19 protein-coding genes are annotated in these 18,078 nt (G+C 63.2%); 11 read left to right on the top strand and 8 right to left on the bottom strand.

Features of this window, described 5'->3' with window-relative positions; translation table 11 throughout:
* Positions 1–62: 62 nt before the first annotated feature.
* Positions 63–1,736 (bottom strand): amidohydrolase, encoded by a 1,674-nt coding sequence (locus tag O7B34_RS25035; RefSeq protein ID WP_337148558.1) that lies wholly within the window; start codon positions 1,734–1,736, stop codon positions 63–65.
* Between the two features lie 259 nt (positions 1,737–1,995).
* On the opposite strand from O7B34_RS25035, the gene O7B34_RS25040 reads away from it, so the two are divergent.
* Together O7B34_RS25040 and O7B34_RS25045 are read left to right on the top strand one after the other, a co-directional pair.
* Entirely contained in the window at positions 1,996–2,649 is a 654-nt protein-coding gene (locus O7B34_RS25040; protein WP_337148559.1) for a TetR/AcrR family transcriptional regulator, read from the top strand.
* Between the two features lie 83 nt (positions 2,650–2,732).
* On the top strand, positions 2,733–3,764 hold the full coding sequence (locus tag O7B34_RS25045; protein ID WP_337138633.1) for a histone deacetylase family protein: 1,032 nt from the start codon (positions 2,733–2,735) through the stop codon (positions 3,762–3,764).
* Positions 3,765–3,832: 68 nt separating this feature from the next.
* On the opposite strand, the gene O7B34_RS25050 is transcribed toward O7B34_RS25045, so the two are convergent.
* The gene (locus tag O7B34_RS25050; RefSeq protein ID WP_337148560.1) at positions 3,833–5,026 is read right to left on the bottom strand and encodes a TMEM43 family protein; all 1,194 of its coding nucleotides are present in this window, start codon (positions 5,024–5,026) and stop codon (positions 3,833–3,835) included.
* 505 nt (positions 5,027–5,531) lie between these two features.
* Between O7B34_RS25050 and O7B34_RS25055 the strand changes: the two genes are divergently transcribed.
* Complete coding sequence (locus O7B34_RS25055) at positions 5,532–6,242, top strand: helix-turn-helix transcriptional regulator (protein ID WP_027144736.1); 711 nt, start codon at positions 5,532–5,534, stop codon at positions 6,240–6,242.
* On the top strand, positions 6,239–7,009 hold the full coding sequence (locus tag O7B34_RS25060; RefSeq protein ID WP_337148561.1) for a helix-turn-helix transcriptional regulator: 771 nt from the start codon (positions 6,239–6,241) through the stop codon (positions 7,007–7,009). Before O7B34_RS25055 ends, O7B34_RS25060 begins: the two co-directional genes overlap by 4 nt.
* A 24-nt stretch (positions 7,010–7,033) precedes the next feature.
* On the opposite strand, the gene O7B34_RS25065 is transcribed toward O7B34_RS25060, so the two are convergent.
* From O7B34_RS25065 to motA, 6 genes are read right to left on the bottom strand one after another with little or no spacing between them, the layout of a single operon-like run.
* On the bottom strand, positions 7,034–7,468 hold the full coding sequence (locus tag O7B34_RS25065) for a hypothetical protein (RefSeq protein ID WP_027144738.1): 435 nt from the start codon (positions 7,466–7,468) through the stop codon (positions 7,034–7,036).
* Entirely contained in the window at positions 7,465–8,547 is a 1,083-nt protein-coding gene (flhB, locus tag O7B34_RS25070; RefSeq protein WP_337148562.1) for a flagellar biosynthesis protein FlhB, read from the bottom strand. Before flhB ends, O7B34_RS25065 begins: the two co-directional genes overlap by 4 nt.
* Before the next feature lie 3 nt (positions 8,548–8,550).
* Positions 8,551–9,564 (bottom strand): flagellar motor switch protein FliG, encoded by a 1,014-nt coding sequence (locus tag O7B34_RS25075; RefSeq protein WP_140712698.1) that lies wholly within the window; start codon positions 9,562–9,564, stop codon positions 8,551–8,553.
* Positions 9,565–9,607: 43 nt separating this feature from the next.
* Positions 9,608–9,994, bottom strand: coding sequence for a flagellar motor switch protein FliN (gene fliN / locus O7B34_RS25080; protein WP_027144741.1), 387 nt, complete (start codon positions 9,992–9,994; stop codon positions 9,608–9,610).
* Between the two features lie 17 nt (positions 9,995–10,011).
* Positions 10,012–10,959, bottom strand: a complete 948-nt coding sequence (locus O7B34_RS25085; RefSeq protein ID WP_337148563.1) for a FliM/FliN family flagellar motor switch protein — start codon at positions 10,957–10,959, stop codon at positions 10,012–10,014.
* 32 nt (positions 10,960–10,991) lie between these two features.
* A complete protein-coding gene (gene motA, locus O7B34_RS25090; protein ID WP_140504127.1) occupies positions 10,992–11,867 on the bottom strand; it encodes a flagellar motor stator protein MotA in 876 nt (291 codons plus the stop codon).
* A 157-nt stretch (positions 11,868–12,024) separates the two neighbouring features.
* On the opposite strand from motA, the gene O7B34_RS25095 reads away from it, so the two are divergent.
* The 7 genes from O7B34_RS25095 (at position 12,025) to O7B34_RS25125 (ending at position 18,074) form a co-directional block, all read left to right on the top strand.
* Positions 12,025–13,833 carry a DUF1217 domain-containing protein gene (locus O7B34_RS25095; protein ID WP_337148564.1) on the top strand — a complete coding sequence of 603 codons (1,809 nt, stop codon included), beginning with the start codon at positions 12,025–12,027 and terminating at the stop codon, positions 13,831–13,833.
* A 2-nt stretch (positions 13,834–13,835) separates the two neighbouring features.
* The gene (gene flgF, locus O7B34_RS25100) at positions 13,836–14,561 is read left to right on the top strand and encodes a flagellar basal-body rod protein FlgF (RefSeq protein ID WP_337148565.1); all 726 of its coding nucleotides are present in this window, start codon (positions 13,836–13,838) and stop codon (positions 14,559–14,561) included.
* Position 14,562: 1 nt separating this feature from the next.
* A complete protein-coding gene (fliI, locus tag O7B34_RS25105) occupies positions 14,563–15,978 on the top strand; it encodes a flagellar protein export ATPase FliI (RefSeq protein ID WP_337148566.1) in 1,416 nt (471 codons plus the stop codon).
* Positions 15,959–16,792 (top strand): hypothetical protein, encoded by an 834-nt coding sequence (locus tag O7B34_RS25110; protein ID WP_337148567.1) that lies wholly within the window; start codon positions 15,959–15,961, stop codon positions 16,790–16,792. Before fliI ends, O7B34_RS25110 begins: the two co-directional genes overlap by 20 nt.
* A 162-nt stretch (positions 16,793–16,954) precedes the next feature.
* A complete protein-coding gene (gene flgB, locus O7B34_RS25115) occupies positions 16,955–17,335 on the top strand; it encodes a flagellar basal body rod protein FlgB (protein ID WP_027144748.1) in 381 nt (126 codons plus the stop codon).
* A 2-nt stretch (positions 17,336–17,337) separates the two neighbouring features.
* On the top strand, positions 17,338–17,754 hold the full coding sequence (gene flgC / locus O7B34_RS25120) for a flagellar basal body rod protein FlgC (protein ID WP_015315914.1): 417 nt from the start codon (positions 17,338–17,340) through the stop codon (positions 17,752–17,754).
* The gene (locus tag O7B34_RS25125; protein ID WP_027144750.1) at positions 17,751–18,074 is read left to right on the top strand and encodes a flagellar hook-basal body complex protein FliE; all 324 of its coding nucleotides are present in this window, start codon (positions 17,751–17,753) and stop codon (positions 18,072–18,074) included. The genes flgC and O7B34_RS25125 overlap by 4 nt, the downstream gene beginning before the upstream one ends.
* Positions 18,075–18,078 lie beyond the last annotated feature (4 nt).

The raw sequence follows: 18,078 nt of genomic DNA on the forward strand, positions 1-18,078 counted from the left end.
GGCGGCCAGCTTGGCAACTGCGTAACTGAACCTGGATTCAGAAGGCAATTCCCATGCCACCGTCAGGCTTGGTATGTCACCTTGCCGCCGCAGATCGTCGTCACCGGCCGAACCGTATGCAGCGCTTCAGGCGCCGTCTTCTCGATATCGGCCGAGAGCACCACCAGATCGGCCAGATAGCCCGGCTTCAGGCGACCTTTGCGATTCTCGGCGAATTCGGCATAGGCACCCTCCACCGTATAGGCCGCAAGCGACTCCTGCAGCGAGAAACTCTGGTCGGGATCGCCTTCTGCCCATGGTTTGCGCAGCACTGCCGCTTGAATGCCCAGGATCGGATCGACGGGCGACACCGGCCAGTCCGAAGCGAACACGACGCGCGCGCCGGCCGTCTTCAGCGTCCGCCAGGCGTAGCTCAGCGGCCATTTCTTGCGCCCGATGCGTGACAGCGTCGGTTCGAGCGGAAAGTTCAGGGCGCCTGGCGGATGCGGCGGCTGCATCGATGCGATGACGTCGAGTTCGGCAAAGCGCGGCACGTCGGCCTCGGTGGTCACTTCGATGTGCTCGATGCGATGCCGGCTGTCGCGCTTGCCATTTGCCATCCGCGCCGCCTCGTAGCCGTCGAGCACGGCGCGCACGGCGCCGTCGCCGATCGAATGCACCGCGATTTGAAGGCCGCGACGATCAGCCTCCACCGCCACTTGCGCGAAATGCTCGGGCGAAAACAGCGGCTCGCCGACCCAGTCCGGACGATCCGCATAGGGCTCGACCATCACCGCCGTCCATGAATCGAGCACGCCGTCGTAGAACACCTTGACCATGCCCGACGACAGCCACTCCGATTTATAGGTCGAAGCCATCATCGATGCTTTTTCAAGCACGTCGAGACCCATGAAGTTCTTGAAGTGGAAAGGAATTTGCGTACGGCACAAGAGCCGCCCTTCCTGTTCGAGGCCGGCAAGCAGTTCAAGCTGGTAAAGGTTGCCGTCCATGTTCTGGATCGAGGTGATGCCATGGCGGGCGCACCATTCCAGCCCGCGATGCATCAGGTCGCGGTCGGCCACGAGTTCGTCGGCGGACGGATAAGGGTGCGGTTCCTCGCCCGCCAGCCCGAGCCGCGTCCGGTTCTGACCGTAGAACTCCAGGATGGGACCGAACGCCTCGCCTTCGCGCAATTCGCCCGACGCCAGTCCATCGGCGCCCATGACGATCTCGTTGCCCGGCCCCACTTGCTTGCCGTGCAGCAGGCCGGCCTCTTCCAGCGCCTTGGTGTTCGCCCACATGGTGTGATGGTCGGAGGCCGACATGGCGAAGGGACGGTCGGCAATGATGCGGTCGAGATGGTGGCGCGTAACCGGCTCGGGCAGGATCGCATAGCCGACGCCGGCGCCCACCAGCAATTTGGCATTCGGCCGTTTGGCGGCGTAGGCCTGGATCGAATCGCGCAAGGCATCGAAGCCATGCACCCCCGCCAGGTGCAGATTGTCGAGTTCCGCCGCGCCGCCGAAAAGATGCATATGCGCTTCGATGAAGCCCGGGATCACCGAACCGCCCTTGGCGTCGATGACCTTGGTACCCGATCCCTTGAACTCTTCGATGGCGGTGCTGCTGCCAATGGCGATGATGGCGCCGTCCTTGACGGCAACGGCCTCGGCGGCGGGATTGTCACCGTCCATGGTCAGCACACGGCCGTTGACGACAATCAGATCCGCACTATCACCCGCACCCGTGACCGACATCGCGACTCCGCGTTTTATGACGACTGACTGAGACCGGCAAAGCTCGCGTCCAACGACCTGCACACCACGGCGTGGCGCTATCGGACAACGAATGATGCCAGTGCGCTGTCTTCGAAATTCCCCTTGTTATCCCAAGAGACAGCGTGGATAAAGAATGCGACTGATTATTCGCGTTTGTCAACATGCCGGATTTAGAATGTATTGTGGACAGAAGCGCTTCGCTTGTGTTGGGACCAGGCGGGAACGAGGGCATCAAGCAGTGAAGCGCAGTCTCGACCGCAAAACCAGGATAGCGCTCGAGCCGCGCAAGCAGCCGCGGCAACAGCGGTCCAGCAAGGTCGTCGACAGGATTCTCGACGCGGCGCTGATCCTGACGCGGGAGCAAGGAACCAAGACGCCGACGACGCTCGCCATCGCGCAGCGCGCGGGGCTGTCGGTCGGTTCGATCTACCAGTACTTTCCCAACAAGGAAGCCATTCTTCTGGATCTCGCCCGGCGCTGGCTGTCATCCTTTCCCGAGGTGATCGCTAGGCGCATCAAGATCGCCCCGCCCACCAACCGCGAAGAGTTCCGGCGGGAAGTGCGCAAGCTCTTCATCGACACATCGAAGCTCTATCTCGAAAACGCCACCCTGATGCCGGTGATCGAGGCCATTTCAGGCAATGCGGACCTGCGGCCGATCCAGAACGAATATGACGACCAGATCATCGCCCTCTATGCCGCATGGCTGCAGCATGTGAACCCGGCACTCGAAGGCAAGATCGCCAGCCGGCTCGGGGTGGTGATGATGGAGGTCGGGCATGCCTGCCGGCTCGTGGGGCTGAAGAAGGACCGCAGGACATTCGACCTCATCGAGGACGATGTCGAAACCATGTGGCTTGCTCTGCTGAGCCCCTATCTCAATCTTGGCTGACCGGTTTCAACGCAATTCCGGAGGGAAAACCGCTTCACACCGTTCCTGGAATTGCCTTAGTTGCGCACTTTGAGAGGAATTTCATGAAGACTGTCTATTCGCCGCTTCACGCCGGTCATGCCGGCCAAATGGAACTGGTTACCTCAGCCATCGTGCCTGGCTTTGAAAAGCCCTCGCGCGCGGAGTTCATCAAGGCGCGGGTCGAAAGCGAGAAGCTCGGTCCGATCATAGCGCCGGTCGAGCACGACCTTGCCGCCGCCAAGCGCGTCCACAGGGCCGACTACATCGACTTCCTGCCGACCGTCTGGCCGCAATGGGTGGAATCCGGCTTCACGGGCTCGGCCATGCCCTTCACCTGGCCGACGCGCGGCCTGCGCGGCGACGTGCCGCCCAAGCGCATCGATGCCCTGCTCGGCTACTATTCCTTCGACGGCGGCGCCACCTTCGTCGAGGGCACCTGGACCGCGATCAAATCGTCCTTTGACGTGGCGCTGACCGCAGCCGGCCTGGTCAAGGACGGCGAGAGATCGGCCTTCGCGCTCTGCCGTCCGCCCGGCCACCATGCCGGCGCCGGCTTCATGGGCGGCTATTGCTACATCAACAACGCCGCGGTCGCCGCGCAATGGTTTCGTGACCAGGGTGCCAAACGGGTCTCGATCCTCGACGTCGATTATCACCACGGCAATGGCACGCAGGAGATATTCTATGATCGCGCCGACGTGCAGGTTCTCAACCTGCACGGTGATCCGATGGTCGAGTACCCCTTCTTCCTCGGCCATTCCGATGAGCGCGGCGCGGGCGCGGGCGAAGGTTTCAACATCAACTACCCCATGCCCTTCGGCACCGGTTGGGATGCCTGGAATGCCTCACTCGAGGATGCCTGCGCCAGGCTCGCCGCATACGCGCCTGACATCGTCGTCGTCTCGCTCGGCGTCGACACCTTCGAGAAGGACCCGATCAGCCAGTTCAAGCTGAAAAGCCCCGACTATCCGAAGATCGGCCGGCGCATCGCCAAACTCGGCCTGCCGACGCTGTTCGTCCAGGAAGGCGGCTATGCCGTCGAGGAGATCGGCATCAACGCCGTCGGCGTGCTGACCGGCTTCGAGGATCGGTAAGCCTGCCAGCAAATCCAGGCGAGCAAAGACAGACAGTAAAAGGGCGGCGTGGCCGCCCTTTTTGCAAGCTACGTTGCGATGCCGGTGCTCGGCGCGGCCATTGGCGCGGCTGCCCTGCGTGATCGTCCGAGATAATAGACCGCCGCCGCCGCGACGACGCCGACCGCCAGGATGGCCGCTGCCAGAACCGGCCGATACCAGAACCAGGCAATCGCGATTGTCGTGGCGCCGACCAGGATCGCCAGGAAGAAGGCGATGATGCCGGTTCCCATCCGCGCCATGCCGCCAAGGAACGGGATCACGTCGAGGATCACGCTGATCGGGCTGAGGAACAGCGCAAAACCGATGGTCAGCAATAAAAGGCCGGCAATGCGCAGCAGCCAGGTAATCAGCGTGTTGGCGCTGACCGCCTCGGCGAACATCTTGTCGGCCGGCACCGAGCCGGTGTCGACCATCAGCAGCGCATCGCCCGCCTGCGTCTGGTAGGGCTCGAATCGGCTGCCGGCCTGGCGCGCCACGATGCTGACCACGCCGAGCGGCGCCAACTCGTAGCCGATACGGTAGTCGCCTAGCGCGGGCGTCGTGTTGTCGCTGCCGAGATAGATCTTGCCATCGACGATGCTGAGCGGCCTCGTTCCGGTGTAGGCGGCCTTGATCGCGGCTGACTGGCTGGCCGACAACGAAAGACCCTTGTCGCCATCGATGCGATCCAGCACCGGCGTATCGAGATCGAAAGCGCCAAGCTTGCCCTGTGGAATCTGAAAGGCACGACTGTGGATCGCCATCGGCGGATTCTGATGGCCGTCGGGCTTCTTGAAGTCCGACGAGTCGATCTGGCTGTCGTCCCACACCTTCGAATAGCTGTAGGTCGTCTCCGTCTCCTCGCCGCCGCCAAGCTTCTTGGTGGTTTCCGATTTGGACTCTTCTTTCCACTGATACATCTCGACGCCGCGCGACAGGCGCAGCCCTTGCGCCGTGATGCCGAAATCCGGATCCGCCAAGCTGCTGTCCGCCGTCACTGGCCCGCTGACATGCACCAGTTTGCCTTCATTGGCGGCATCGGAACTATCAGCCTCCACCGAGACCACGGCACCAGAGCCCTCGGCCAGCGAGCGCGCCGTCTGCACCGCACGGCCTTCGTTCCAGAACAGCCCTATCACCATCAGCACGATCAACAGCAGGCCGAAGATAACCCCGCCGACCGCGCGCTTGATCCGCCCGAACCACGAGATTGAAGTAACTTCCCGAAATGAATCGCTCATTGTTTCCCCCGAAACCAACCTTGCCAAGACCCGAGTAGCGCCGCAGCGGACAACCGCATTCCGCGCTGCCGACCTTGCGCTCGACTGCCGGGGGTGCCCACCCCTTCGGCACGAGCGAAACTACCGCAACGGGCCGGACGCTGATATGGCCTACGCGCACAGTCCCGGTATTTTCGCCCCTTAATGGCTCCGAAAGCTCCCCTGAGTCGCAAGCGGAGTCCCCCAGATTCGATTTTGTCAAATCGCGTTTGATGTCGGATTCATCTGCGGGTAGATTAGACCCGAATCAGCCGGTCCTCGGGGGGCGCGGCGACCACCCAAAGTCTCACGTTCCGGGCTTCTCCGGCGCCAGACGCGGATGTCTTCGCGTTCCCTGAATGGATTCCGTCTGGTTGGGCGCGGCCCCGCGCCTCGTGTGTGTCTCGTAAAAGTAATGCGTTTTCGGGTTCGGCGGCTGGCTCTCCAGCAACCGGACATCAGCATCGATTCCGGCCAAAAGCAGCAGATGAGCAGTCCCGCCGCGCCTCTTCAATCCGACACATTGGGCTCGCGCCTGACGTCGCGCGGTGATCTCACCAGCTTCTTCATGGAGCTGACCGCCGAGATCGGCGCCGACAGCTACATGCTGGTCGCCATCGTCCATGACCAGGACCGCAACGATGCGCGTATCGTCTCCTCGAACTGGATCTTCGACGCCATCGAGCTGATCGGCAAGCGGCTGATCGCCGGTCTTGCCCAGGGACCCCTCACCGCCGCACCCGGTATCCGTCCGACACCGCTGGTGGCGGCCCAGGCGCCGGATGCCGACGGGCTGGTCTCGGGTGAAGAGGCCCGGCTGCTCGACGTTCTCGGCCATGCCGAGATCTATTCACTGCGGCTGAATGTCGGCCGTCAGCGCCTGTTCGCCTTGTTCTCGGCGGCGGCCGCCGGCCGGATCGACCAGCCGGCGCTGATGAAGGCGCAACTGAAATGCTGCTACGCGCTCTCGCACATTCCGCAGTTGATCGCCGCCGCGGCCATGCAGGATCCGCTGTCGGACCGTGAGCGCGAATGCCTGTTCTGGGTCTCGGAAGGCAAGACCACCGACGAGGTTGCCGTCATCCTCGGCGTCTCCTCAAACACCGTCAACAGCTACATCACCCACGCCATCCAGAAATTCGCTGCCAGCAACCGTGCGATGGCCATCGCCACGGCGATCAGGAGTGGCATCATTTGAAACACACCGAGATCAAGGACGCCGCGGAAGCCCTTTTCAACGAGCAGCGCAGCCCTTTCGGCGCCTTCTCGCTGGGATCCGAAACACATCACGCCGTCACCATTCCCGATGCGGTGCGCCGCTGCCGCTGGATATCAGTCGACATCAACGCCTCGGCCTTCGGCCTGTTCTTCGTCAGCCCGTCGCCGGAGCGCGCCCGGCTGGTCCCGTGCTTTGATTCCGATTATCCCAGCGTCGCGGTGGCGTCGAAATTCATTTCAGGCGCCAATGGCGAGGAGATCGTTCGCCATAGCCGGATTTCGACCGAGCCGCGCTGGTGGACGGATGATGGCGTGTCGGCGATGGCCGACATGTTCGGCAATCTGGCCTGGACCGGACAGATGGCGCCGCTGACACCCGGATCGAGTGGCATTGCCTTTCCCGTCCATGCCGATCGCGGCCAATGCGGCCTTGTCGTCTTCCTGGGATCGGAGATCGCGCTGCCGCAGGATGCGCTCTACGAAATCCACGCTCGCTGCTTTTCGCTGTTCGCCGCCGTCGCGCGGATGCGTCCGGGCGATGTCGGCAGAATGCGGTCGATCTCCAAGCGCGAGCTCGAATGCCTGAAGCTGACCGCCAACGGCAACACCAGCGAGGAGATCGCGCGGCTCCTGAAACTATCGGTGCACACCGCCAACCAGTACCTCACCCAGTCGACCCAGAAGCTCAACGCCGTCAACCGCAACCAGGCGGTCGCCAAGGCGCTGCGGCTGGGACTTATCGAGTAGCCGCTATCGGCTGACCGAAGCGCTTTAAAACGCCAGCGGTTCGACCTTGCGGATACGGGCCTGTTCGATCACCGCCTCCAGCAGCGCCGTGTTGTGCTGGGGGTCTTCGCCCGGTTTTTCAAACGACACGTAATTGACCACGACCGTGTTGCCGGTTTCGCTCAGCGTCAGCTGGAAATAGACGGTCACGCCGGGTGGCCTGAGCTCCAGGTCGAGCACGATGCGCGGGCTGCCGCTCCAGTCGACATGCGCCTCGCCGCCATGGCCGAGCCGCAGCGTACCCGGCATGAAGAACAGCTCCGCCGCTGAATCGACCAGATCCGACAGGCAGGCGAAATGCTCCAGCCGGATGAAGGCGATATAGTCGGCGACGTCGATCAGCCTGAGTTCCACCACCACCTGCTCGATGGCGCTGGCGACGATGATCTCGCGGGATTTTGCGTGCGGTTGGCGGTTCATGAAATCTGTCTGCGCTCAGCCTTTTTCGAGTAGACGATCCGCACCAGTTCGGCGACGGCCTGGTAGAATTGCGACGGGATCACATTATCGACCGAAACTTGCTTGTACATGGAGCGGGCGAGCGCCACGTCCTCGAAGATCGGGATGTTATGCTCCTTGGCGATCTCGCGGATTTTCAGCGCCACGAGATCCTGCCCCTTCGCCACCACGAGCGGCGCCGAGTCCTCGTCGCGCACATATTTCAGCGCGATCGAGAAGTGGGTCGGGTTGGCGATTACAAGCGTCGCGCGCGGCACCGCCGTCATCATCCGCTTGCGCGCCCGGTCTCGCGCCAGCGAACGCAGCCGCGACTTGACGATCGGATCGCCCTCGGACTGCTTGAACTCGTCCTTGACCTCCTGCTTGCTCATGCGCAGGTCCTGCTTCCAGTGGAAGCGCGACCAGACGATGTCGATCGCCGCGATCAGTCCCATGACGAAGACGATCGCCACCAGTATGTCGACGGCGATGCCGCGGATGACGAGGCCGAAAGCGACCGGATTGGTGATCATCCCCGCAAGCAGCTTGCGGTGATCCTCCGACAGCGTGAAGGTGAGCACGGCGATGGCAAAGCCGACTTTTGCGAGGGACTTCAGGAACTCGACCCAGCCCTGGGCGCCGAACATCCGGTTCCAGCCCTTGACGATCGAGATGCGTGACATCTGCGGCCGGATCCGCTCGCCGACGAATTGCGGCATGTTCTGCAGCACCGAGGCGCCGATGCCGGCAACGGTGAGCAGCACCAGCAGGCTGAGTACGGCGCGGCCCACTTCCAGCATGACGAGCTTGTAGAGCGCGATGACATCTGTCTCGGTGTCCATCGGCCAGGCTTCGGGCTTCTCGAGGAACATCGACAGGAACATGCCGAGCTCGACGATGGCGTCCTTGGCGTAAAAGACCGTGAACACCAGTATGGCGACAAAGGAGGACAGGATCGCGGTCTCCCTCGAATGGGGCAATTTGCCCTGTTCGATGGTGTCGCGGACCTTCTTTTCAGTCGCCTCTTCGGTTTTCGAGTCCTTGTCGACGGCGTCGGACATGCCTTAGGCGGCGTTCTGCGTCGAGGGAAGTTCGAAGGCGCCTTCGCGCGACAGCCGGATCGTCGTCGTCACGATCGTCTTGCGTGCCGCCATGATGTCGGCGGCGGGCACACCCTCCGACCCTTGCCCGAGTTCGGCCTCTATCATGCGCCGGGAGCGGGCGCCGATCGCCGACAGGACCGCTTCGGCCAGTGCCGCCGACGTGCCGCGCAGCGCCAGCGTGACAAGCTCGGTCGACAGCCCGTCGAACAAAAGCACGCGCGCCTTCTGGGTGAGCAGCGGCAAATCGTCGAAAGCGAACAGCCGGGCCCGAACACCGTCGAGGTCGGGCGTGCCGGCGGCTTCGAGATCCTGCATGACCTCATCGAGCAGGGGCTTTTCCAGCTCGTTGAGCACGCTGGCGACGCGCGCCTGCCCGGCCGAAGTATCCTTGGTCGTGGTGTCCGACAGCACGCTGGCGCGCAGCCGGTTCTCGACGATCCTGGTGGCGGCGGCCGGAACATTGGCCATCGTCACCATGCGCTTGATGATTTCGCCGCGCATCGGCTTCGTCAGCGTCAAAAGCACGCTCGCCGCCGCCTGTGGCGCCAGTTTCGACAGCACCATGGCCGCCGTCTGCGGATGTTCGCCCGCGAGGAACGCGCCCAGCCGCGAGGGCTCGAGCTTTTCGAGATCGGGCCAGATCGGCGGTGGCCCTTCGGGTGCCGCCTCGGGCTTCTTGTTGCCCATGATGGCGTTCATCTCTTCGGGCGAGAGAGACTCGTTGAGGATGGTGTCCATCCTGTCGGCGGAATCGAGCAGGCCCGCGCCCTCGGTGAATTCGGCCTCGAATTCGGCGACGATGCGCTCGAGATCGCTCTGCGGAATGGTCCTGAGCAGCCGGGCGCCCTCGATCAGCGCCTTCAGCTCTTCCTGCTTGAAGAATTTCAACAGGCGGCTGGCGGACGGTTTGCCCATCGCCACGAGTATGGCTGCCGCCTTCTGTGCGCGCGTCAGGGTCGTCAGCGGCGTTGTCATGCCTTTCGCCTCCGCTGCCATCGGCAAGCCCCGCCAGCCATGTCTAGGCGCCCTTCGTGCCGGCGATGATTTCGGTCAGCCTGATGCCGAAGCGCGAAGGGTCGCTTTCGAGCACGGTGATCTCGCCGCGCGCTATTTTGCGGCCGTTCACCACCACATCGACCGGTTCGCCGATGCGCCGGTTGAGCGCGACCGTCGACCCCTTCTGCAGCGCCATCAGATCGGCAACCGCCATCTCGGTGCTGCCGAGAATGATCTGGACATCGACTGGGATGTTCATGATGACGCTCGAATTGGCTGCCGCGGCGGCCCTGAACGCCGCATCAGGGCGTTGCTCTTCTTCGTGCAGGACCCCGCGCAATTCCTCGATGGCGCGATCGAGCTGCTCGTCCGGCTGGTCGAGCTCTGGTTCTACCTTGGTCTTGGCCATGCGTCGTCTCCAAAAGCTCAGGCGCGCCCGGCACCAGCCGGCATGAGCCCGTCGATAAAGTCCTGCCCGGCATCGAAAGGATGCCTGATTCGGACGGTGTAATTCTGCCCCAGTTTGCCGAACTCGCATACGAACAGCGTCTGGCCGCGCGCGCCGAGGCGGGCGCGCGATTGCGCCGTTTCTTCGAAGTCGATGACCTGGCCTACTTCGAGATTGGCGAGGTCTCCGAGCGTCAGCCGTGCCAGCGGCATGGTGGCTTCGAGCGCCACGGTCGAGCGCATCACCTCTTCCGAAAAGCGTGCCCGCCAGCTGGTGCTGTGATCGTCGTCGCTGACGCTTGCCGTCCCGTCGCGGCCGGCCAGCACGATACGCTGCGGCATCGTCACCGTGATCGAGCCGCTGTCGACCGGCGTCGAGATGCCGAGGACGATGCGGATCGCTGCGCCGTCGCGCAACACGTGTCGCCTGGCCTCGATGCCCGACATGGCCCGCGGCACCGGCAGCCGCAGTTCGAGCGAGCGACGTCCCGATCCGTTCAGGGCCTGCGCAACCTCCTGGAACACCATGGTCGAGACATCGGCCTCGATCGACGACAGGTCGCGCTCGATCGGCGACACCGGCATGTCCGGGTCGCCGCCGAACAGCGTCGAGACCATGATCGCGATCGCGGGAGCATCCATGACGAGGGTCATCGCGTCCGAGGACGCCGGCGAGCCGACGACGGTCATGGCGAAATTGTCGCCGGCGCGCGAGCGCGCCTCCGGAACGCGGCTGACCTCGACGGCCTTGAGGTCGACGATTACGGGAATGCCGAGTTCGCCCGAGAGCGCCTTCTGCAGCAGCGGCACGGCGCGTTCGGCCATGGCGCGTCCGGCGTCGATGACCTGATCGGCCTCGCCGCTGTCGCCGACCAGACGCTCGATGATCAACGAGCGCGCTTGCGAGGGGCTGCCCGGACTCGTCATGACAGTTTTGGCACCGGTCTGTCGCGCATCGCTCAGGCGGCCTTCTTCTCGGCGCTGCCGGTGTTCATCGTGCTCTGTTCGACGGCGTCGATGCTCGGCCGTTCATAGGAGGAGATGGTCTTGCGGCCGAACTCGATCGCCACCTGCGGCAGCGCGCCGTTCATGTAGGCGAGCAGCGTCTGCTTGACGATGATGTAGAGGCGGTTCTTCTTCTCGCGCACCGTCTTGATCTTGGTGGCGACAGGTCCGACCACCGCGTAGGACAGGAAGATGCCGAGGAAAGTGCCGACCAGCGCCGCGCCGATCAGGCCGCCGAGGATTTCCGGCGACTGGTCGAGGGCGCCCATCGCCTTGACCACGCCGAGCACGGCGGCGACGATGCCGAGCGCCGGCAGTCCGTCGCCAACCGCGACCAGCGCGTGATAGGCCTTCATCTTGTCGGACTTGATGGTCTGGATTTCCTCGTCCATCAGCGCCTCGATTTCATGCGAGCGGGCGTTGCCGATGATGATGATGCGGCAGTAGTCGCAGATGAAATTCATCAAGTCGTGGTTCTTGAGCACGGTCGGAAAGGCCTGGAAGATTGCCGATTCCTCCGGATTGTCGATATGCGCCTCGACCTCGCTGCGCGACTTGGAGCGTAACTCGCGCATCAGGCTGTGCAGCACGCCAAGGGTTTCCAGATAGTCCTGCTCCTTCGGCACAGCCTGTTTGAAGGCCTCCAGTATGCCTTTGCCGGTATCCTTGACCGTCTTCATCGGATTGGCGACCAGGAAAGTGCCGAGCGCGGCACCGCAGATGACCACGGCCTCCCATGGCTGCACCAGCACGTGCAGATGCCCGCCCATGGCCATGAAGCCGCCAAGGACGCAGCCAAGCGTCACCACAAGTCCAATCAGAATGCCCACGAGCGGTCCTTCCGCATTTCACGTCGGAGAAGGGATAGTCCCCGTGCCTTGTGTGAGGCTTGAATCGGAGCCGCCATGGAATCGAAAGTTGGCGATTCAGTTTCGCGCAAGGAAGTGAGCTTATTGTGCTGACATAGCTTCGGCCGGAGGCGCGTCCTTGCTCAGTACCTATACCAGCTACCAGTTGATCATCAAAGACATCAACAAGTCGATCGACCGTATCGAGCAGCAGCCGACGGTCGATCGCGATACCCAATATTACCTCGCCAACATCACCAAGGTGAAATCGATCGACGATTTCGTCAAGAACGATCGCTTGTTCAAATATGCCATGAAGGCCTATGGGCTGGAGAACATGGACTACGCCAAGGCGTTCATGGTCAAGGCGCTCAAGGAAGGCGTCACCAATCCCGACAGTTTTGCGAACAAGCTGACCGACAAGCGCTACGCCGCGTTCGTCAGGGCCTTCAATTTCGCTGCCAACGGCGCCGATGCGACGATCTACAACAAGGCCCAGCAACTGGTGACGAAGAACTATCCGCTGCAAGTCCAGATCGGCGCTACGCAGTCGGGGTTTTCTTATTACCAGAGCGAAACCGCCTACTACGTCACCAATATCTCCAAGGTGAAGTCGGTCGACGACCTGATGGGCGACTCCCGCCTGCTGGCATACGCGATGGCAGCATTCGGGCTCGACTCCGAAACCGAACCGGCCGCAACCGTCAGGGCAATGCTCGAAGGTGGCGTCAGCGACGCCAACAGTCCCGCCAACAAACTGACCGACAAGAGCTACGCCAATTTCGTTTCGGCCTTCAATTTCGTCCAGTACGGCGATCAGACGACCGCGCGCGACGACGTCCAGGCGGTTCCGAAAGGATTCATGGCCGGAGCCGGACTGACTTTGGTCAAGCCGAGCGCGCAGTACATCAAGGGCGAGGCCGACTATTATGCGGCAAACATCTCCAAAGTGAAGTCGATCGGCGACCTCATGGCGGACAAGCGCCTGCTTACCTTCGCTATGGCTTCCTACGGATTGGATGCATCGACCGAAACGCCGCTGCAGATAAGCACGATGCTCGCGGGCGGCGTCAGCGATCCCAACAGCCCCGCGAACAAACTGACCGATAAACGCTACGCCAACTTCGTCACGGCCTTCGATTTTGCCCAGTACGGCGACCAGACGACATCGCGTGATGCGGTGCAGAAAGACACGCTGAATGTCTACACGACGGAATCGGCGCTAGGCCTGATCACGCCGAATGCGGACTACATCAAGTCGGAGACCGCATACTATCTGCCCAACATCACGAACGTGAAATCCATCGACGATCTGATGGCCGACAGCCGGCTGTACAACTATGCGCTCTCGTCCTTTGGGCTCGATCCGGCGAAGGAAAGCAAGGACCTCATCCGCAGCGTACTGACCGGTGGTATCCGCGACCCCGACAGCGTCGCCAACAAGATGACCAACAAGGCCTACGCCGGACTCGCCTCCGCTTTCAACTTCGAGCAGTACGGCGAAGCAGCGACCACCATCAATCCGGCGCAGCAACCGACCGTCGACAGCTACATGCGCCAGACCCTCGAGGAGGACGCCGGCAAGACCAATGAGGGCGTGCGCCTGGCACTCTATTTCAACCGCAAGGCGTCAACCATCACCAGCTGGTACGACGTGCTGGCCGACACCGCGCTGGCCAGCGTGGTGCGCACCGCGCTGGGGCTGCCTGATTCCTTCGCCACCGCCGACATCGACAAGCAGGCGCAACTGTTCGAGCAGAAGCTCGACATCTCGGATCTCACGGATCCCGTGAAACTCAACAAGTTCCTGACCCGCTTCACCAGCATGTACGAGATCAACAATCCGACCTCGACGGCCGTGACATCGATCAGCGTGCTTTTCGCCAAACCGGTCACATCGGGCATCTCCACCGACCTGATGATGGCCATGCAGAAACTGAAGTTCTGATCATGCGAGACAGTCTCTACGTCGCCCTCTCCGCCCAGATGGCCCTCGAGCGCCGGCTCGATACGATCGCCGACAATGTCGCCAACGCCAGCACCGTCGGTTTTCGCGCCACCGGCGTGAAGTTCGAGGACGTGGTGTCGGGTGCAGGGCAGAAGTCGGTATCGTTCGCTTCCTCCGGCAAGACCTATCTGTCGGGGGCTCACGGTGCCATGACAGAAACCGGCAACCCGTTCGATTTCGCCATCCAGGGCGACGCCTGGTTCGCCATCGACACGCCGGCAGGCACCGTCATGACCCGCGACGGCCGCTTTTCGATGAACGAGAATGGCGAGCTGATGTCGGTCGAGGGCCACCCGGTGCTCGACGCCGGCGGCGCGCCGATCCAGCTCGATCCCCGCAACGGCCCGCCCAAGGCCGGCGCCGACGGCTCGCTGCGCCAGAACGAACAGCTCGTCGGCTCGATCGGCCTCTACAATTTCGATCCGGGCCAGAATTTCGTTCGCTACGGCAATTCCGGCATTGTGCCCGCAAGCACGCCCGAACCAGTCACCGACCGTTCCGATGTCGGCATAGCGCAAGGTTTCGTCGAGGAATCCAACGTCAATCCGGTGCTGGAAATGACCCGGCTGATCATGGTTCAGCGAGCCTTCGAGAACACCGCCGCGCTGATGCGGCAGACCGATTCTTCCACCGACGAGGCGATAAAGACGCTCGGCTCGAAGTCGTAGCATGTCGTCAGGGCAACCATCCATCCGCGCACCCGAAAGACAGCTCCAGCCGGCGCCGCAGGATAGGCTTGCCGGGTTGGAGCGGATTATCAGGCGCTTCGGCGACGGCGACGGGCTGGTCAAGCGCGGCGGCCTCGTCACCGAAGTCACACCCACGCACTACAAGGTGCGCGGCCTCTCCGATTTCACCAGGTTGGGTGACATCGTCGAGCAGCGCGGCCACGCCGGCGCGCGCCGCGGCGAGATTGTCAAGATCAGCCGTGACGAGGTTGTGATCGCCCCCTTCGAACGCAGCGCCGACGCCGGCATCGGCGATGCGGTGTTCCGCAGGGGTCCGCTCGCGGTGGCGCCGCATGCCTCGTGGCGCGGCCGCGCCGTCGACGCGCTCACCCGGGCGATCGATGGTGGTCCGCCTCTGATCAGGGGCGACGACATGTCGGCGGCCGCCGCGACGCCCGGCGCCATGGCGCGGCAGCGCGTCGGCACCGCCTTCATGACCGGCGTCAAGGTCATCGACATCTTCACGCCGCTCTGCTTCGGCCAGCGCATGGGTGTCTTCGCCGGCTCCGGCGTCGGCAAGTCGACGCTGCTTGCCATGCTCGCCGGCGCCGACGCGTTCGACACGGTCGTCGTGGCGCTGATCGGTGAACGCGGCCGCGAGGTCCGTGAATTCCTCGAGGACACGATCGGCGACAGCATGGCCAAGACCGTCGCCGTCGTCGCCACAAGCGACGAGAGCGCCATGATGCGCCGGCGCGCGCCCGACACCGCCATGCGCGTGGCGGAGCATTTCCGCGATCAGGGCCACCGCGTGCTTTTGGTGCTGGATTCGATCACCCGCTTCGCCCACGCGCTGCGCGAGGTGGCGACGGGAACCGGCGAGCCGCCGGTCGCCCGCGGCTATCCCGCCTCGGTCTTCACCGAATTGCCCAAGCTGCTCGAGCGCGCCGGGCCTGGAGCCGAAGGTCCAGGATTGGCAGGCAAAGGATCGATCACGGCAATAATTTCCGTGCTGGTCGACGGCGATGATCACAACGATCCGGTCGCCGATTCGGTGCGCGGCATCCTCGACGGCCATGTCGTGCTCGACCGCGCGATCGCCGAACAGGGCCGCTATCCGCCCGTCAATCCGCTGTCGTCCATATCACGGCTGGCGGGCAAGGCCTGGAGCGTCGAGCAGCGAGCCCTTGTGACGCGGCTGAAGTCGATGGTCTCCCGCTTCGAGGACACGCGCGACATCCGCCTGCTCGGCGCCTATCAGGGCGGCGTCGACGCCGAACTCGACATGGCTGTGCGCCAGGTGCCCCTGATCTATGAGGCGCTGACGCAATCACCCAGGGACCGTCCGTCCGCCGATCCGTTCTCCGACCTTGCCCGTTATCTCAAGGGAAAACAGAATGCCGAACCAGGAGACTGAACGCCAGTACACCGAGCGCCTCCTGAACGAGATGATCGCCGAGGCGAACGCCGCGGAGCAGGCTCGAGCGGAGGAGGCCAGGGTCGCCAAGGCAAACACCGCCGGCGCCATGGCCGCCCGGACCGCGGCTGTTCTGGCCAGGGCCGTCAAACCGGCTCTCCCCAGGTCCGAACCTGTTCTGGGTCGGACCGCCCTTTCCTCAACGCATGTGGTTCCCGGCGTCGATGCTCCCGAGATGACGCAGGCCAGCCGCGAATCGCTGATCGATGGCCTGTTCGCCGCCACCGAATGGCCGCAACCGCCAAAGGCGCAATTTCCAAAATTGAGAAAGAAGGCTGACCGTCGCAGCGACGTCGTCATCGCCGCGCTCGGCATCACGCTCGGCCTGACCTGCGCCCTGTTTCCCTGGTACATTTTCTTCAACCAGGACCAGTTCGGCGTGCAGGCGATCAAGTTCGGCGGCACCGGCACCAATTCGGGACGCGCGGGCGGCGGTGTGGTCGCCGCACGCAGCGCGCCGCTGACCGCCAAGGACGTTCCCAACACCAGCGTCGACCTGCTTGCCACCGGCACGGTGCAGGACGATTCCAAAGCGGACCCACCCGGCGACCAACCCTTTCCCGCCGATATCGCGAAGTTCCGCATGGTCCACGTCGCCAACGGCCGCGCCATGATCGAGGACGACACCGGCCTGTGGATGGTCCAGCGGGGTTCGACGCTGCCGGATTCCAGCAAGGTATCGGCGATCGAACAGCGCAACGGCAAATGGGTCATGCTCACCAGCGCCAACCAGGTGATCGAGCTTTCCCGGTAAGGCCGTCTCCGCTTTGGCCAGAGCTGGATCCAATTCAAAGAGACGGAGCAAGATGCCGTCCGAAAGCCGCTTCATATTTTTCGCCGTCATACTCTAGCGACCGTCCGCAAGGTCCGCGCAAGACTGGCGGCCTAGTCTTTGGGCACATGCCCGGAGATTCCCATGGAGCCTGTTTCCCTTTTCGATCTCGCCGCCAAGCAAGCGCAGTGGCTGTCCGTGCGTCAGTCGGCGGTCGCCGGCAACATCGCCAATGCCAACACGCCGGGCTACACGGCAAATGATGTCGAGCCGTTCGAGAAGGTGCTCGACCGCACCGCGGTGTCGCTCCAGATCACCGAGCCCGGCCATCTCGGCAGTGCTGCCACCAATGCCGGCTTCACCATCAAGCCGCAGGAAGACGACGGCGTGATCATGCCGTCCAAGAACACGGTCGTGCTTGAAGACCAGCTTCTCAAGGCCGGCGAGGTACGCCGCTCCTTCGAACTCAACACGGCCATCGTCAAGGCATTCCACTCAATGATGATGATGGCGGTGAAGAGCTGATCATGGACGCACTGACCGCAGCCCTCAAAGTCGCAGCATCAGGCCTCGGCGCCCAGTCCGAGCGCCTGCGCGTGGTCTCGGAAAACCTCGCCAATGCCCAGTCGACAGGCACCACGCCGGGCGCCGACCCGTATCGCCGCAAGACCATCAGCTTCGTCTCCGAACTCGACCGGGCTTCCGGCAGCTCGACGGTTGAAGTGAATTCGATCGACCGCGACCCGAGCAACTTTCCCGTCGAATTTCAGCCCGGCAACGAGGCTGCCGACGACAAGGGCTACGTCAAGATGCCCAATGTGAACGTGCTGATCGAAATGGCCGACATGACCGAGGCCAACCGCTCCTACGAGGCCAACCTGCAAGTTGTGAAGCAGGCGCGCGACCTCATTTCAATGACCATCGACCTGATGAGGAACCAATGATCGTCAACGGCATCGGCGCGCTTAACCTGAAGCCTGGACTGGGCGACACAGCCACCGACCTGCTTCAGGGCGGTGTCGCGCCCGCGACAGCTGGCAACCTTGGCACCTCCTTCGCCGAAGCGGTGAGCCAGGCTGCCTCCAAGACCGTCAGCACCATGCAGAATGCCGAGCAGGTGTCGCTCCAGGCACTCAAGGGCGACGCCGACACCCGTCAGGTGGTCGATGCCGTGATGAGCGCCCAGCAGGCGCTGCAGACCGCCGTCGCCATCCGCGACAAGGTCGTCTCGGCCTATCTCGAAGTCAGTCGCATGGGCATCTGAGGAG

Origin of the sequence: Mesorhizobium sp. Cs1299R1N3, from assembly GCF_037179625.1 — a bacterium.
In the GTDB taxonomy this organism is placed as follows: Bacteria; Pseudomonadota; Alphaproteobacteria; order Rhizobiales; family Rhizobiaceae; genus Mesorhizobium; species Mesorhizobium salmacidum.